The 17,796-nt window shown below is 42.5% G+C and carries 8 protein-coding genes; 2 read left to right on the plus strand and 6 right to left on the minus strand.

The annotated features are described in order from the left end of the window. Position 1: 1 nt before the first annotated feature. Both L3V23_RS01850 and L3V23_RS01855 read right to left on the minus strand, forming a co-directional pair. The gene (locus L3V23_RS01850) at positions 2-8,611 is read right to left on the minus strand and encodes a hemagglutinin repeat-containing protein (protein ID WP_237291854.1); all 8,610 of its coding nucleotides are present in this window, start codon (positions 8,609-8,611) and stop codon (positions 2-4) included. A 15-nt stretch (positions 8,612-8,626) separates the two neighbouring features. Continuing rightward, entirely contained in the window at positions 8,627-10,291 is a 1,665-nt protein-coding gene (locus L3V23_RS01855; RefSeq protein WP_237291855.1) for a ShlB/FhaC/HecB family hemolysin secretion/activation protein, read from the minus strand. A gap of 968 nt (positions 10,292-11,259) precedes the next feature. Here L3V23_RS01855 and L3V23_RS01860 point away from each other — a divergent pair. Beyond that, positions 11,260-11,694: a diadenylate cyclase gene (locus L3V23_RS01860; RefSeq protein ID WP_237291856.1), complete on the plus strand. Its 435-nt coding sequence runs from the start codon at positions 11,260-11,262 to the stop codon at positions 11,692-11,694. Beyond that, positions 11,691-12,293, plus strand: a complete 603-nt coding sequence (locus L3V23_RS01865) for a hypothetical protein (RefSeq protein ID WP_237291857.1) — start codon at positions 11,691-11,693, stop codon at positions 12,291-12,293. The genes L3V23_RS01860 and L3V23_RS01865 overlap by 4 nt, the downstream gene beginning before the upstream one ends. Before the next feature lie 84 nt (positions 12,294-12,377). Here L3V23_RS01865 and L3V23_RS01870 read toward each other — a convergent pair whose 3' ends face one another. The 4 genes from L3V23_RS01870 to L3V23_RS21400 all read right to left on the minus strand — a co-directional run bounded on the left by L3V23_RS01870 (position 12,378) and on the right by L3V23_RS21400 (position 17,695). Beyond that, a complete protein-coding gene (locus L3V23_RS01870) occupies positions 12,378-12,842 on the minus strand; it encodes a Mov34/MPN/PAD-1 family protein (RefSeq protein WP_237291858.1) in 465 nt (154 codons plus the stop codon). Beyond that, entirely contained in the window at positions 12,820-14,568 is a 1,749-nt protein-coding gene (locus L3V23_RS01875; protein ID WP_237291859.1) for a ThiF family adenylyltransferase, read from the minus strand. The genes L3V23_RS01870 and L3V23_RS01875 overlap by 23 nt, the downstream gene beginning before the upstream one ends. Continuing rightward, entirely contained in the window at positions 14,568-15,806 is a 1,239-nt protein-coding gene (locus L3V23_RS01880) for a nucleotidyltransferase (protein ID WP_237291860.1), read from the minus strand. Before L3V23_RS01880 ends, L3V23_RS01875 begins: the two co-directional genes overlap by 1 nt. 302 nt (positions 15,807-16,108) lie before the next feature. Then, entirely contained in the window at positions 16,109-17,695 is a 1,587-nt protein-coding gene (locus L3V23_RS21400; protein ID WP_237291861.1) for an SAVED domain-containing protein, read from the minus strand. Positions 17,696-17,796: the final 101 nt, after the last annotated feature.

A 17,796-nucleotide genomic window follows, 5' to 3' on the forward strand; every position in this document is an offset into this window, starting at 1 on the left:
GTTAATTTCCTTTTTTGTACCAAGGTATATTGGTTGGTACTCTTACGCCATTATTTCTAAGTGTATTTAATGATTGAGCTACCAATGATCTAGCCTCTGCCTGTGTAGCTCCTCCCGCAATTAAAGCATCAACAGCAATTTGAGTATGTTCAGTTAAAGTATTAGGTCTACCTGACTCGTGAAGCTCCTTAAACGCTTGTCGTTGATATTTAGTCATCTCTTTATGATCTAGTCCATTTTCTTTCATGAAGTTTTGGCTAATTGAAAACCCATCATTATTATTATATGAAACGTGATCTTTAAATGCTGCTTTTGCATGAACATGGTGACCTTTTACTGCTTTATAAGGACCAGTTCCCTCAGTAATATCAGTATTGTTAGTACTTGCTTCTGGCTTAAGGTTTACCTTAACATTCCCACCAGTACTACCAAGTGTACTCGGTTCTACTTTGACTTCAATTCTACTGACAACCTGTTTGACTTCAACGAGTTTACCTTTGACCTTGCTGTAGAACTTACCGCCATATTCAATAACCTTATCGCCTACCGGTCCCAGTGTTTTTTCTATTTTTCTAACTGCTACCTCTTCTACGACTGTGGTTACTATAGAGCCATTTTTTATTCCTTCTGCCACGGCAAACGCTGTCGCAACTTGGGGCACTTCTTTCAAGTCGTTTGCAGTATCCGCTGCAACGCCATCGGTTATTAAGTTCTCATATACCCGCTCTAGTGTATTTTCTTCGTCATACTCCTTTGCTTTCTTCAAGCTTGAAATAATTCTATCTTTAGCGTCATCTGTTAATGGAGGGTACGTATTGTCTAAAGCATCAGGAATATCTTCGATATCCATGTTGTAAAGGCCAAGCGCAATTTTCTTTTCTCTTTCTAACTTATCTTTCAGGTTTGGATTGCCTTCGACCAAAGACTGATAGTCCTGCTTCACATGAGCAGTTAACGGATTTGCTACACCATCACCATTATTAGCTTTTTCAACACCATCAATCAGCTCATTCGTATTTTTAACTAGTCGGTTTTTATCATCATGACTGAGCTTAGTTGTTGACGTCTTAGGCTTATTCAGCTGTACATTGGTATACGTGCCCGTGGAGAACTCCATACCGTCTGCGGAATACTCACCAAAGGTATCTGCGTACTCTTCTGCCAGCGCCCCTTCACGATACCTTGTTTGTCCTTGATCAATCCGTACGTGAGCCGCTTCATGTCCTATGGTTTCAGCCACATCTGTCGCTCCACCATTATTGTTATAGTCAATCGAGACCCTAGAGTTGGTTGCTTTACCTTTCGCAGCGTTAGAGTAGGTCATCCCTTTGTACTTCTCAGTCGCAACCGCTTTGGCGCTCTCAATAGTCACACCGTAGACACTTGCATAAGTCTTAGCATACTGATCTAACGCTTGGTCATACTCTTCAACACTATAGTTTTGCTTGTTCTCTAAGATATCTACTGACTTGCCATCATCGGCTAGCGCCAGAGATTTCTGTACATCGAAATCTTTTTGCACGTCACCAATATGATCCAAGGTATCCGCAAATGTAATAGAGTCTTTAGTAGCCACATCTCCAACAGCTTGACCTAACCTTTTTGTTCTCTCAACATCTTCCGCTATCGCTTTTCGCCCCTCTTCGGTCAGCAGACGGTGATCAACCGTAACATCAAAATCCCCCTGCTTACGGTCAACTGTGTACAAGTCTTTTTCTGTGTGTTCAATATCGCGATTTAGGGCAGTAAGATCGTGTGAGTTATCTGAACCCGCAATGGTCAAATTGCCTTGACCAATGGTCGCTAGTGTCTTGGACTTGCTGTAACCAGATGTATTTTTATACTGGATAGTTGTCGAGTTGTTGGTTGAATCTATCTCTCCATCATTGACCCCCACACTAGTACTGACACCCATACTACGATTTTGGTTGTAGTCAGTATTAGACAAGTCTGCAAAGGTAAACGTATTCGTGGTCAGGTTTAGCTGTCCGGTATCTTTCCCAGCATCGTTTTGCGTAGCAATGACGGCTCCTTTCAAGTCCGTATTGTTAGCAACATTGATGTCTGCGGTACCACCCGAAGTTAGGCTAGTAACAACGGTTTGCTTAGTTCTTGTTCGTCCATTGGAAGCATTGACTCCACCACTGGCTCCCGTTACCTCTGAAGTCGCGCCATCACTTAGAGATAGGCCTCCACTGATACCCATTCCTTTTTGGCTAGAGCTGTATCTATCTTGTACCGACGAAACATTTAAATCTCCTCCCACATTCATCGTCAGTGACTCATCAGCGTTCACCGTCGCACCTTTAACATTGGTATCTTTCACCGATGTAATAGTGATATTGTCAGCATTCAGTTGGCTGTTGTTATGTGTCAGTGAGGACGATGTGTTCTGGCTACGATCAAAGCTGGCATTGAGGTTAATACCTGAAGATGCACCATAAACGGTTATCGAGGCACCAATTTTACCCGATTGCGTTTCTGACTTACTGTCATAAGTATCTTGCGATGCGATGATATTGACTTCATTTGCGGCAACCTCAAGGTTGTCATTGGCGGCTAAGGTAGAACCACTAATATTGGCTTGATTACCCTCATTGTCTCCCGCTCGAACAATAATGTTTTGACCGCTAAGCTGAGAGCCAACAGAAGTCGTTTGTTGAGCGCTGGCTTTGGTTTTGCTCGCTTCAACGTCTAGATGAAGACCGGCGTTAAAACCGTATGTACCCGTACTTTGCGCAGCCGCTGCTGCTTGCTGTACGAGTAGTGTTGTTTTCGAGACCACTTCTTCCGATGCAAGTGCAACGCCGGCTACATACCACGCCTTATCACTCTTCACTTCCGAAATTAAATCACGGAGCTCTTCAACATCTTCAAATAGGACTCCGGGCTTTTTCGTCTGATATTCTTGCTCAAGTATCGTCAACGTCGACTCTAGAGAATCCAATTGTTTTTGGTACTGCTTGAAGTCCTCTTTAGCTTGCTTGAGTTTTTTTGTCGCCTCTTTCAGTGCAAGCGCAGCTTTTACCACTTCAACCGCTTGATGTTGAACAACAACGCTGACTTCGGCTTTACCATGGACTTCTTCGCGTTGCTCTGTAAGCGTATCAATGGCTTCTTTGATGGTAATGTCGTCATTGGCTGTCAGACGTAAATCGCCTTGATTATCCCCATCAGTGTCAGAGGCTAATGTTGAACCCTCAACCAATATGGATGACTCAGCCTCTATCGAAAGGTCATTCTGTGCGCTAACAACGCTTCCTTTGTGATTCACTGCGTCACTTTGCTGCTTAACTTTATCGTACGTTGCTTTTCCTAAGCTGGCTTTAATCATGCCATCTTCAACCTTCACGACGTCCCGAGTATCACCCATCAACATTTTTGTCGTGGTGCCCAGCCCAATGGAAAGCTTTTCTTCACTTTCAAAATGTTTCGACGTTTCTTTGGCAGCAAGAATTTCAACGTCACCGGTATCTGCGGCAAGTGAAACATTCTCATCAGCAGTCAATTCAGATCCAATAATCTTTATAGCTCCAGCATCAACAGACAGGCTTCTCCCCGATTGAATCAGACTTGACTGTGCAGTCGATGTCTCTTGTCCTTGACGTTTTTTCTCCATCTCAAACAAGTTTCCGCCACTGAGAAACGAGGTCTTCTCGTCCCATTGCTGCGTCTGTCTTAGAACATCTCCGGCAGCAATCAGAACTTCGTCCACCGCATTCAGATTGATGTTTCCACCGCTGCTCACTTCACTGGCAATGACACCAATGTCTTTACCGGCAACAATCGATGTATTACCAGAGTTAATCAGGTAACTGCTATTAAGTAATGTTGCATCGCTGGCACTGCCCGTGTTGCGCCCACTTAAACCGCCAAAGCCTTTTTTCACCGTTTCATGGCGTTCAAACTCTTTGTAGCTTTGCGCTGTGAGAGTGACGTCACCATCCGCAGAAAGCGTCACTTCTCCACCCGCGTTTAGCTTTGAGCCCACGAGATTGATATCACTCTGACCACCCGCTGTTACCGCCGCTTCTAGGTTTTGAGCTTTGATATGGATGTTTTGTCCAGCCTGAATGTCACTGCCTTTCACTTTCTCACGGTAGATTTCATTCGTCGTAGTGGAGCTACGACCAAAGGATTTTTTACTTACCGTTTGGTCAAAGTGATAGCTGCTGTCGTTCACTGCTAGAATATTAACGTCGCCTTTGGCAGACATATCGACAGAATCCGTGGCCGAAACCGCAGTGCCCGATAACGTAATGTCTTTTCCAGACTCGATAACGACGTTGGAGCCTGACAGATTAGAGCCTTGGTGGTTGACACTTCGATTTATCTCTGTGCGATTGGAACTGTAGCTGTGATCTGAGTGTTTGTTTTGGGCTGTTTTTATCGTGATGTCATTGTTCGCTTTGAGTTTTAATTGGCTTTGTGCATCCAATTGACTCGCTGTCACATCGATATTGTTTCCGGCGTCAAAGACTAAGTTACCACCGGCTTTGATGGATGAGCTCACCAGAGAAGTATTGCTCTCACCCACTCGACCTCTTTGGTGTTTAACATCGTAGCCGTTGGTATTCTCTTTGCTATCAACAACAATATCGTTACCTGCACTAACCTGAACATTGTTGTTTGCAACAATAGAAGCAGCACGGTTTTCAACATTTTTTCCTGCTGAAATGGTTAAATCACCCGATGCTTGGATGGACGCTATTCTTCCTATATCGGTCGCCGTTCCAGAATTTCGCCCCAACGTTGCTGAGCGTTGAGTCACTCTGGTTTCATTGACAACACTTCCATTGGTACTTTCAAGCGTGATATTTCCGCCTTGAATGTCACCACTAAAATTAATGATGTCGTTTTGTGCCTTAAGTGCAACGCTTCCTTGAGCTTTTATTGAACCACCGTCATTAGTGATGGTATTGGCGCTATTAACATCTAGTACATTAGTTGCGGTTAATACCCCGGAGTTAAGGACGTCACCAGCGTTAATATCTACGTTTACACCAGCAATCTGCGCACCGTCATTAATGCTCTCTAACGTTGCCCTTGTTAAATACAGTTTAGGGGCTAAGACAATTTGCCCGTTCACTTCCACTTCTTCATACCAGAGAATATCTTGGGTGAGTTGAGCTATTTGACTGGAAGATAGGGCCACTCCACTCGTCAAATTGAGTGCGTTTTTCTGAGCTGCTGCGGCATCAATCAGTTGCTGCATCTGTTCGAGTTGACTACCGACAGACTGATTGAGATATTGCCTCCCTGTCTGTTCGAATACACTCTGGCTTATGATGCGCGAATCATAAAATGCATCCCCCAGAAACTTTATGTCTTTCCTTGGATTAACCCCGACCTTTTCAATGAAATAATCTGAGCCTAAAAACTGCCCCATATTCGTCAACAGCGGGTTGGTTTCGATAAGATATTTACCTAACGGGTTAGGCGAGCGAACAAACAATCCATTTGGTGAGTTAGGGAAAGTAAATGAAGGGAACGGGACGTCATTAGTATTTATATACTGGATATCAGGTCCTGATACCGACACAGTGTCTACGGACTTAGCTTGAGATTGCCCTTTGCTTGGTTTCACGGCGGTAGCATTCGCGCTGAGAGTACCGTTATTCACCTTGTTCGCCACATTGAGAGTTAATTGATTGGTGGCGGTGATTGATGAATTTAGCTTACCTGAAGAGCCTGTGTTTACTTTCCTTGTGCCGACCTTATTAAAAATAAAGTTTCTTTCAGAAGTTCTAGATGAATCAAGTTTATAGTCAACATAAGTCGTGTACTCCGAAAACTCATACCCCTTATTAGTCAATGAATTTGCACTAATACTTAACCTATTTGCCGCTATCTGACTTGCATCATTGACCACTGAGTAAGCGTCAATGAGAACGGTTCCTAGACCAACAATTTGACCCTGCTTACTACTGGCAACCAGTTGAAGCCCTTCTTTCTTTGAAATGGCAGTGAACTCTCTTCCAGATGTAATGACTAGCTCACTCACCCATTCATCACTATGCGGGCTTGAAGCGCTACAACCTCTTACACATCTACTAGTTATATGATGTTCAGGTTCATACTGTGTACCTGTCGCATTAAAGACACTGGTAAACGTTGCGGTTTTATCGATGGAAGAAGTATTTCGAATATCAAGTACTGAACGTTTATTCGTTAGTGTATTAGCATGAATATCAACATTACCACTTAGGGACTCTATGGTTCCTGAACTGTTTGTGATACTTGAACTTCTTTGCTTTTCAGCATTCTTTGCGAGTAAAAGACTTTTGCCAGCGACAATATCAGCCGTGTTGGTTAACGTGTTTGAATAGAGATTGGCATTGTTCCCCGCATACAACAGTCCTTCGTTGGTCATATTGCCGGAGCTAGTCAGCGTTGCATCCCCCAACGCGATAATACCGCCTTGGTTAATTAAAGAGGCAACCGATAAATTGAGCGCATCCAAAGACTGTAATGTACCAGTATTGTTTAACTGAGAAGCCGATACCGATGTAGTGTGGCCCGAAATGATACCTTGGCTCGTGTTGCTCAAGCTCTGACTTGTTGAAACTTGGGTTGATGTTTTAGATGTCAAGGTACCGCTATTACTCAATGATTGAGCGCTGAGAGACAAATCACCTCCCGCATCCAACTTCGCTAAGTTTGTGATAGCGCCAGAAGCAGTCAGGTTCACCTCACCTTGTGCAGCAGTATCTTTTTCAATCTGTATCGTATGTGAGTCTAAACGAATGCTGTCTGCGCTAGACAATATTCCTCGCTGGGTAATGTCTTGAGCATGAATGTTCAACGTATTACCGACTTTCACTTCCCCTTCGTTAAGAAATACAGAGGTCTTGATAACCGCTTGATCATCGACATTCACTTTTGCTTGGGTCGCTGTAACTGCCTTGACTGAGGTATCGATATCCAGTTTTTTGGCGGTGATATTTCCGCCAACAATCGCTTCTTTACCAACAAGACTCAGTTTTTGGTTTGAGGTTATCTCCCCACCCAAATTCATGCTGTCAGCGGTAATGCTTATATCCTGTTTTCCAGCAATAACCCCGTTGTGTGCGAGACTTCTGGCTCTTAGTTCCACCGATTCTTGCGCAGAAATTTGACCATTTTGGTACAAATCATCCGCTTTAAGATTCAGTGTTTGTGTTGATGACAATACAGCATTTGACCCAATGGTAAGGTCATCGGATGCCGTAGCCGTCATGTTGTCGGCAACAAGCGTGGTATCAATGGTTCCGCGGTTAACGTTAACAGAGACATTCTTACTCAGTAACTTTCCAACACCTTTCAACGTCGTGTCTGTACCCGTCACGCTCAGCGAATCCGCTACTTGTATTTCACCTTGGTTGTTGAGTTGCGACAACTGCGACAGTGACGCTTGCTGGGACACAATCGAACTCTCAGAATCGACGTTGATATCTGTAACATCACTTATTAGTTCGCCGTATGACACAGTCTTACTGTTGTTCAGAGACAACCCATCAGCCTGAATATGTAAGGTAGCACTTGCATTCGTTACACCGTTGCTGTGCAATCCGCTAACCAAGTGTGTGTCCGAAGATTCAACGTTTTGTGCCACGATTGAAATATCTTGCCCAGCTACCGTTGTGGATTGCTTTAAGCTGAGAGAGTTTGCATCAAGGGCAACTTGATTGTCCGCAATTTGCTTGCCCGTTAATTCAATGCTGTCTTGACTAGAGATGGCGATATTATTGGCACTGCTTGCGTTGGCTAAGGTAATGCGGCCATCGGAAGTCAACACGATGTCACCCGTATTAGCAACGAGGTTGCCCACGTTCACCCCAACACCGTCTTCCGTGGCAACCAGTGAGATACGCCCAGCATACATTCCTCCTAGCGACGAGGAATCAATGGCTAAGGTGGGTGAAGAACTATCTATACTCGAAGTATTTTTGGAGACTTGATTGGTTTGATAATCGACATGATTCCTGCCTGTTACAATCGAAAGTTCATTGGCATGGATGCTGGCATTAATCTCAGCGGTACGGCTGATAATGTCAAAGTAGGTTTGTTTGGTCGCATCAAGCCCTAATCCTTCAATCGTCACGCTGCCTTCAGCAACATCAAAACCTTTAACTAGCCCATTTTGTATATCTGGAGTCCCTGTCGAGAGGGTTACTCGTGGTGTATTGATAAAGCCACAACCATCACAGGTAATCCCATAGGGGTTAGCAAGGATGACATTCGCTTGTTGACCAAAAACTTCCGTATAGCCTTCTAATTGACTTCGATTCGCCCCAGTCACTTCATTTAAAATGACGCTGGCTGCCTGGCCCTTCAAATTTGGGTTGTTTTGTAATATCCCCCCCAATTGAGATTGGGCAAGTTGCGCGGTTGAGTTATTAAGAATGAGTCCCGAAGGGTCAACGTTAAACTGCTGGTACTGGTTGTGAGACAGCCCTTGGCTATTTGGCGTAGCAATGTTGACGACTTCAACCCCATTGCCTGCTGTGGATTTGCTTGTATTTCCGGCGCTATTATCAATCACCACATTGGCAAATACAGGCTGTAACGTAATGATGCCGCATAAGCCATAAGTGAGGCACACTTTACCTACTGTCAATCGTCTATCCATGTCGCCAACCTGTCTCTATATTTTTACGGTAATTCGATAGTAAATGACGTAATCGTCATGATTGATTCTTGAAGGTGCAGCCAAAGGCACACCGATGCTCAGCGAGCTTGAGGCGTATTGAGATTGAGTAAATAGTCCCAAACTACTGCCCATCATGGAGCCGCGTTCATATTCATCGGAAGAATCTTTAGCAATGCTGCCCGTGTCTAGAGCTAAACGGCTCGTGACGCTCCCCAAATACGGCCACCGCCCTAATTGATACGTTAAATCATTGCGCCAGTAGTACCCTTCATCACCGGAGATTGAGGTGTTTTTGAACCCCCTCACCGAATATTCACCACCAATGCTCACTCTTTCATTGGCATAGAGTGTGTCGTTACTCCATTGCCCGAAGAGCGTCGTTGCAAAAGATAAATTTGAACTCACTGGGTAGGTATAACTGCCAGAGAAAGTGCTTTTCAGAAACTGTGCTTTAGGAAAATTGGGGTTACTTGAAAGATTTTGCTCTCCCCCAAACCAATCGGTTCCGAATGAAACCTTCGGAGATACGGTAAGAAATCCCTTTCCTAAACGGGTACTGTGCTCTAATGCGAATGACAGTGAGGATAAATTTCGAGAACCCGCTTCCAGCAGCGTCCCCAAAATAAAGTTCTTTTCCCGTCGATGACTTACCGTGGTCTTAAGAGCCGACTTACTCACGCCATCACGATAAAACAACCACTTGATGTCGATATCATGACTGTTCGTTTGGCCGGTTGAGTCAAAGGTAAATCCTTGGTTTGAGAACTCCGTTTTATAAGTACTGTAGGAAGTACGATAACCGATGTTCCAGTAGCCATAAGGCACATCAACGCCCAAGTACAAGCTCTCAGAATTTTTTGAATGAGCAAAAGCGGCGCTGTGAGTGGAAGACAACGTCCATTGGTCAAATATGTTGAATAGGTTTTCAGCAGAGGCATCAATAGATACCTGCTCTTCACCCGTTGATTTCTGACCGCCATTATTAACACCGCCCCCAATAGAGCCTAAAGAACCAATGTTGCTTTGAATATCGACTATCGAATAGCCTGCTCTCGTCGATGGCAAAAGCTTGATTTGTGCGTTGTAGCGCGATAAGCGATTTATTTGATCTAACCCTTGCTCAATATCTCTCAAGTTAAGCACATGATCAGAAACATTAGAAAACGCCATAAGTAATGAGTCGACCACGCTACCATTAAGCAGTATTTTTTCTATTTTCCCTTCTAATACTTCTATCTCTAAAGTGCCCGATGATAAGTTTTGAGGTACTAAAAATGCTCTACTCGTAACATACCCAGCCTGCAAATAATGATTCGACGCTCTTCTCAAATACTCATTGATGGTATTAAGACCAATACAACCCGCTCTAAAATCAATCGCTTGGCTAAGTTCGTCATCGGTATAAATCGTATTTCCAGAAAACTGAATATTTCGGACTTCAAAGCATTGAGACTCTGGTGCTTGCTCCGGCTCAGGGATGGTTGGAGAAGGGATGAGAGATTGGACTGACTGTGTGTTTTGTTCCAACAACTGAAGTCGCTCTTGCTGCTCTCTTTCTATCGTTTGTTTTGTTATCGGGCTAGAAGGTAGCTCGGAAGCCCTGCCGCACAAAGAAAACAAAACAAACAAAATGGGCACAACGTTTCTCAAACACATCATTCAATAATTCACTTGATTCCAAAAAACGATACAAACCAACATACTTGGCACACAAAATTGCAAGATTAATTGCATTTGCAATAACGAAAAGTGAAACTCGTAGCATAAATTAAATAAATTGCAAAATAGAATGCATTCACCAGCAGAATAAAAACTTCAATACCAGTGTTGATAAATGCGAACCAGGTGAAGGATAGTCCGGTAGGGGCGTGTATATGGTAACGGTTCCTAAAAGCTATAAAACCATCAAAAAGGTATATCGATAGAAAAAGTTAAAAATGGAATGGAAAGGGAAGCATTCATGCCCCATTCTTATTTGTAACTATACGTTGGTTGCATAACTAAAAATTTTGGGGACAACTGTTGTTTGGTGAAAGTTTTCCAAGATTGAAAACGCACATAACCTGTCCTTTTTCCGTTGTAAAAAACAACCAAAATAGGTTTAGGACACTTTATGGGTTTTATTGGGAAGCTTTATGGTTTCAGCGATTAGTGTCGCTGAAACCATAAGATGTCCTAACGCCCTATAGAAAATCAATCAGTTACCAACACAGTAAAACCATATAGTGTCCTAACATGAAAGCATAAGGTGTCCTATTTTATGCTTATGTAAATCATGGTAACTGTAGTGAAAGAAAACTACTTACAGTCCCAAGCAGTAGCACAGCCCTAAAAACGCACCAACTAAGCACACCGTAACAAGGTTTTGGACATTTCTGAGTTATGAACCATACAGAGCCCTGATTTTTCGGATTACTTCTAGTATTGCAACCATGCGACCAGCCTACATGTGGCAGGCCAAATTCCCTTATTCACTATAGTTGCTGATATCATGCTGAAAAGAATTTGATATCTCTGATTTTAGTGTGTGAAATTTGGTGCGAGTTTCCTGTATTATCTCCATAAAGTATCGAAGAAGAAGTACCTTGGGTGCTCCTAGTACTCAGCGCTCTAGTTTAGAAGCTATTATGACACAAAGCGATTTTAGAAATTTACTGTATAAGATTAAGGCAGATGCTTGCTCCGATTTCTCTGGAGCTGGTGTTATTGTATCTGATTCTCCTGCGAATTTACCAATAGTAAGTCTACGAGATACATCACCAAAGTTATCCGGTTCGGTGGTTGACATTTTGGCAGAGCTTTCTAGCTATAAAAGCAAATATCATGATGGATTTCATATTCTAAATAGAAAAGGAGAGATAACGCATGTCGCTCAGTATTTCTCTCCACCGATTATTAAAGAAGTGAGCATCGATAATGCTCGCCCAGTAGGTGGACGTTTCGTAGCTGCTCTGTTCGGCTCAGCAATTCCTGGTGTAATAATGACAGGGGTTATCAGTGAAAGACATGGTCTTTCTATCTTTGTAGGTGGCAAAGAAGTATTTTTTGAGGAAGCACAATGATTAGCCTTATTCCAATAGGCAGAGTTATTACCCTCATTGCTGTCGCATACGCAGTGGTTAGCTGTCTAATACTCTGGGCTGTGTATGACGAAAGTACATCGTTCTTGTCAGCGGTATCAATAGGAGCTAGCGGTTCAGCTGTTCTAAATGGTCTACTCGCCATACTATTTTATTATGGCTGGGAGAGAATTTGGGGGAAATACCCTAGCCTAAATAGACTATTATTCCCCAACTTAAACGGGACATGGGACATGACGATCCATTGGGAGTGGGAAGGAAAGCAAGGTACATCGCACGGCAGAGCTGTGATTAAACAAAGTTTTCTGAATATCGGTATGGATGTAGAGGCTGAAGATTCTGACTCTCAAACTTTACTGGCTAAGCCTAAAAAAGATGCAGAAACTGGGAGATCGGAACTATATTATGTTTTTTTGACCACCCCAAAACACAAATCACACTCACTACCTCAACAACCATATAAGGGTACAGCTATCCTTAAGCTAGGTCTGGATGATGATGGATTACTTCAAGGGAATTATTTTACTAGTCGAAAAACCGTCGGTTACTATGTGTTAAAACGTGTTAGTCATTCTGATTAAAATTATACCGAAAGTTAACTCTATCTTGCTAATAGTGATAAATAGCATAAAAGCTCGACAACTACCTATCAAAGTAATAGGTCTTTATTTTTCCTCAATAATAATCTCTACTTGAATTGGTTGATGGCCTCGAATAAACAGGTAAGCACTACACTCGAACTGCCAAAACCAACGTAACCTAGAAATAAATAAAAACGCAAAATCTACGTTTTCACCGCCATTAACTATACCTTGCATAGCATTGATGTCATTGATACTAGGATCAACTGAGAAACTTGGGTGTGTGTGCCACTCTCCTAAATAATTGAAGCGTTTGTAATCAGAGCCTGTTACTTCATAAAACCTCTGCAATGCCAAATCGTGTTCATCAGAATCTCTGAAAAAGCTAGAAGTCGTCCCCCTTTTCACATCGACAGAAAAATCAACGATCCGGAAGGCCTGTTCGCCTAAGTCTTCCCCCATAAGCATTCCACCTATTTCACGCTTGCCAGCCTTTAACATATGGAGTCGAAGCTTTTTCAAAACACTATTCGGAAGAACTATTTGCATCTAATTGGTCCTTATGTGGAAGGTAAGCTTGCAATAGTTGGATAATCTCTTCTGAATCAATATGTTCAGCAGTTTCTCCCCAGTGGCCTTCTGGTAGCAGGTCGATAGGGCGAGTATCAAAAGGCTGTTGAAAAAGCCATTCTGACGACATGCCAACGATATACGCAGAATAAGGGAATATACTAGCCTCAGGTCGAGCTAGGATATCGGTTGCGAACTGAGTAGCATGAGCACTCATAATGGAGACTTCAGCATCATTTGCTATTAACGGTGTATCGTCATCCACTTGAGCACTATAGTCATTTGCTTTTGTACTGTGCAAGAACTCTACACCTTGCCCCTCGCACCAATTATATATTTGAGCTCTCGCAGATAGTGGGACAGGATCTAGCTCAGGTCTTGACCTTGCCACAAGACCGCCAATCCCACCACCAAAAACTTCTACCCAGATCATTGGTTTTTTCTTGCGCACTGAAACAGACGCCATCAAGTTGAATGCTAAAGGCTCTGCTGTAGCATCTATAATGAGATCGCAATTACCGAGTGATTCTAACGCCCCAGACATTGAGCTAGAGCTTTCTTGTCCACCTAATGATAATCTAAGAATCTGTGTGTCAACGTGAGGGTTAATGTTTTGTAATCGCTGTTGTAATGCAGGTGCTTTATGAGCTCCAACATAGTTGAGATCTAAGTCATTTCTAACAATGTTGTCAGGGAAAAAAATGTCTTCATCAATGAGCAAAAAATTTCCTACTCCAGATCTACACAAACTTGCGGCAACTTTGGAACCGACAGAACCACACCCAACTAGTCCTACTTTTTTATCGCTCAATGATAAAAATTGATCTGGTAATCTATTTTTGTGCTCCGGTATTTTAATCGTCGTGTAACGTATTATTTTTCGTTCATCAATAGAACCAAAGAGAGTCAATAAAACCCAATTATCTTTATCCCCTATAATCAAGTTTACAATTGAATCTGTTTGTAGAACTTCATGATACAGCTCTAGCATTTCTGATGTTTCAAGTAATTTCTTTAAATCAGAAACTTCTGGTTGATCTGATATTTCTGCACCAGAAAAACGTACTACAAAGGCTTGTTCTTCTCTATTACAGTCAGGTAAGGTGAGATTGCTTGTCCAAATAGGATTCTCTTTGTCTCCCACCTTTAGAAGAGAACTAATGAAGACCCCGCCCACCTTACGCTCTCTGATCCAAGCTCTTTCTGTTTTTCTCTCTGTGAGGGCTTTGAGCGCATTTAGGTCTCCTTCAGTAAGCAAAAAACGACAAGTTTTGATGCGCGTATCACGTCCTAAGGAAGGTATATGTGCTGATTGTGCATGCGCCATATATCCTTCTTCTCCCTGCTCTTCTAAAAGTAGTCGGTAAACACTTTCAATCATATCTGAGCCACTTATTGACGATTGCCAATTATCAGGTCTATGCTCTAAACATAGTTCACCGCTCGCCCCGTACTGATGCAAAGAGACCCTCGTTTTATCTTCTGTATAGATCATTGGTGGTGAATCAGGGAATACGCTCGGGTACACCATCTTAAAGTGAAAAGTTCTATTTAGATGCAATACTTGAAATGTCAAACACATTGCCAGTTCATTATCTGGATCAGCCTGCCACTTACCTACCTCTAACCAGCCTACTTTAGACTCAAGCTCCGCTACAGTCGCTCTTTCTAAAAAAAACCTTTCTTTTTGAAAAATCCACCACATCACGCAAATCCATCCGGCTTCTTAGGTTTTCTTGCAACATCACCAAATGCAATGCTTGGGGTTGCTAAGGTTGATGCTGCCGTCGCAGCGGACAACAAACTAGAGGCTCCAGATTTTGTTAAACTTAATAGATCTTGGTGAACTTGATTCGTTACATTCTGACCGATTCTGCTTTCCAGGATACCCGACATTCGACGGTGTTCAGCTTGTTGTCCTACTGAATAAAAATCTTCTCGAGCCTGACTCAGCCAGGAGAAAAAGGCTTCAGCGCGTTCAGGATGTGTTTCCCATTTATCGGCAAAATTCTCCATGGCATCTGTCGGATTGTTGATTACATACTTATGTCCATCATAATGTATTCCTTCCTCCATCCTGAATAATATGGAGAGCAGCGCCGAACCTATACTATCCTCACCTTGATATGCATGAGCAGATAGCGTTGTAAGAATTATTGATATGGGTTTATCTTTTGAATTGTCTTCAAACATCATGTCACGATGACGTTTAAGTATCATTATCGCTGATTGCAATGGTGTTCTGATGCGATAACTCGGGATGTCTTCAATACTGGCTTGTATACCTTTAGTTTCCATTTCTTTCAGTATTTCACGGCGTTTTCTTTCAAAGTTCTCACCCATTCGAAATTTAAACCATTCAGCATATCCACGAGGGTTCGATCTCGGCCAGTCTGATGTAATTTGATAGTACTGAGGTAGTACTTCATTGTCTGTTATAGCTATTGCTGTCTCAGCAAATTTAGTATCAAAGTTCTTCTGTTCTAGTAAAAGGCGTTGTTGCTCAGCGTTTGGTATACAGGGAACGACATCCATGTGGAATTGCGCGCCGTCAGCATATTCTAGCCTCCAACAGCGCCTCTGCTCAGCGACTGGCTTTTTGATACCCTTGCTTTTGCGATATAACTCTAGTTCACCCCCCATGAGCACTTTTAAATCTTGTTGCGAGAGAGACAACTTATCGAGATAAGTCAAAGAGCACGCGCAATCAATATCGTATTCTTCCTGTGCTGACAAAGGTTTAATAACTAATCCTAGACGAAAAGAGCCTTGTACATACACGTCAGGAGAGTAATCTTTTACCGCTGACTCCTCTCTATGAAGCCATTCCCCTACAGATTTATAGCTTTTCTCGGCCTGTTCATATCTAGACTGTGGGATCTCTAATGCTTTGGCCAAAGCCTCTAGATAAGTATCCGCTTGCTTTGTAACTGATACAGACATACAACCTTCTCCTGCTTTGTAAGAACATTATTCCGTTACTTCAATAATGCAGCTTTTGAACGCTGATGTTGTGTAAATGCCAAAAGTTGCGTACCAAGAATACTCCTCAGTGTCAATCATGTACATTTTTCAACCGCCAATTTGACAACGACATATTTAAAATATGTATTCGTAACGTACGGGAATACATGCTCTGGCTGGAATCTATCTGGTATGCCACAAAAAATAGGCTGTAATTGAAAATCTACACCGTATAAATCGAGGCTGTCCTGAAATTTGTGTAATTGTTACTTTGATATCCTTTATCTGAGACTTATTTGATGTTGCTGATCGGAGTTAGCACCGACTGACCTAACATCATTTCCAGTTATATCTAAAGCGGGGACGAAAATATTTGAACCATCAGGTCTATCGTAGACTCTGCATACTGAATGATTCCCTGCTTGTAACATTTGGCCAAATTTGAAAAGTGTACTGGCTGGGGAGACACCGAAAACATGTATCACCTTAGAGCGCCATGAATCTTGAATTGTCCTTATGGCTTGCCTAGCAAGATTTGAAAAATTATCTAATTGTTCTTTTGAGTTAATGCAGTTGGGGTTGGGGTCAGTATTAGTGATTCTAATCCAACCTATTTTCTTATCTCTAACTGTTCTAGCCAATTCTTCGGGAAGAGCATTGGTGTCTAACTTTGCTGTGAGTTCGAAAGAAAGGATTGCTTCTTCCTGGCAAGAATCGTCATCTACTTCATACGAGATATTAAACTGCGAGGTTAAGATCGGAGACTCCTTTGGCCAGTGCCAAGTTTTTGCGATTCGATCATATTGGAAAATTTCTACATGCCTAGCTTCACCGATAATCCTTCCAGCCAGAACTAGTACAGGAACCAAATGCAGCGGGAAAATTCCTAGAGATTCAGGTGTCATAGATGATTTCTGAGATGGTTTGTTACTTGTGAAGCTAATTAATTCTCGTATATCTGACTCATGCTCATGAAGAAAATGCCCCCAAAACCCAAAACGTCCTCGGTCATCTCGCTGTGTTCTTCGGAGCATGTGTTTGATTTCTGGGAGTGGACCAAGATTTCGGCTAAGTGCAGAACTGCAAAGTTCTGTTTTGGATACATTTGTTGGTACTTGAGCTAAGTCAGCGAGTAGAGTTATGAGTTGTACGGTGGGATACTGCAAACTACCCAATAACAAATTAACTCGGGCAGTATGTACATCGCGCATATGTTGTAAATCGGATGCTGGATGTCCAGCTACATCTATCCTATCTATGAGTCTATGGTGACCGTCACACATAAGCATGATGTTTTCTGGAGAGTCTGATAGTGCATGAGAGCTCTCATCCCCTCTCGGTCCATCTGGATCGGAAGCTACAATGTGAGCCAAATATGCAATCCTTGCATTTTGTGTTGTTAAAGGAGTAGAGCCAAGATCTTGGCCACACCCCCGGTACATACACCTTCCTCCAGCATCATGCCATACCTTAGAAGCCGTAAGGGGTGATATTGCTTTGCCTCGACCTTGGCCAAATAGTTCATCCCTTGCTTTCTTTAGAGCAGTAATATCTTTGACTTTCGCTTCTAGCAGCGTCCAGTCAGATTGTGAGGTCTTACTTTCTACTAATACGTCATAAGGAAGCTCTATACGTTTAAGCATGTTCTTCTTAGACAGCACCTTTAGAACGGATACAGCTTTCGTACCTAAATCGCCTACCATTAACTGCGACGGTTCTTCACTCTGCTCATAAACCTTGAAGATATGTTTGGCATAAGCATAAGCTAATAGTTTTCCATTTGAGAGGCATAAAGAAAGCCATTCTGCCAATTCTGCGTCCGATAAACCTGACGGATGACCTTTAAGTACCTTCAGTTCGTTTTGCACTTGTATTCCTTTTCCATCGTTTAACCACTACTCATTATTAACTGACTCTGACCCAATTTCTTCCTTTCGATTGCAGACAAGTAAGAACGATAATCAACCAA

The organism is Vibrio sp. A1-b2 (assembly GCF_021726015.1).
Classification (GTDB): Bacteria; Pseudomonadota; Gammaproteobacteria; order Enterobacterales; family Vibrionaceae; genus Vibrio; species Vibrio diazotrophicus.

What these genes read in the sequence shown, in the direction of transcription:
- L3V23_RS01880 (WP_237291860.1), bottom strand. Translation starts at nt 15,806, where the DNA reads ATGTCTGTATCAGTTACAAAGCAAGCGGATACTTATCTAGAGGCTTTG.
- L3V23_RS01870 (WP_237291858.1), bottom strand. Translation starts at nt 12,842, where the DNA reads ATGCAAATAGTTCTTCCGAATAGTGTTTTGAAAAAGCTTCGACTCCAT.
- L3V23_RS01855 (WP_237291855.1), bottom strand. Translation starts at nt 10,291, where the DNA reads ATGATGTGTTTGAGAAACGTTGTGCCCATTTTGTTTGTTTTGTTTTCT.
- L3V23_RS01865 (WP_237291857.1), top strand. Translation starts at nt 11,691, where the DNA reads ATGATTAGCCTTATTCCAATAGGCAGAGTTATTACCCTCATTGCTGTC.
- L3V23_RS01860 (WP_237291856.1), top strand. Translation starts at nt 11,260, where the DNA reads ATGACACAAAGCGATTTTAGAAATTTACTGTATAAGATTAAGGCAGAT.
- L3V23_RS01875 (WP_237291859.1), bottom strand. Translation starts at nt 14,568, where the DNA reads ATGTGGTGGATTTTTCAAAAAGAAAGGTTTTTTTTAGAAAGAGCGACT.
- L3V23_RS01850 (WP_237291854.1), bottom strand. Translation starts at nt 8,611, where the DNA reads ATGGATAGACGATTGACAGTAGGTAAAGTGTGCCTCACTTATGGCTTA.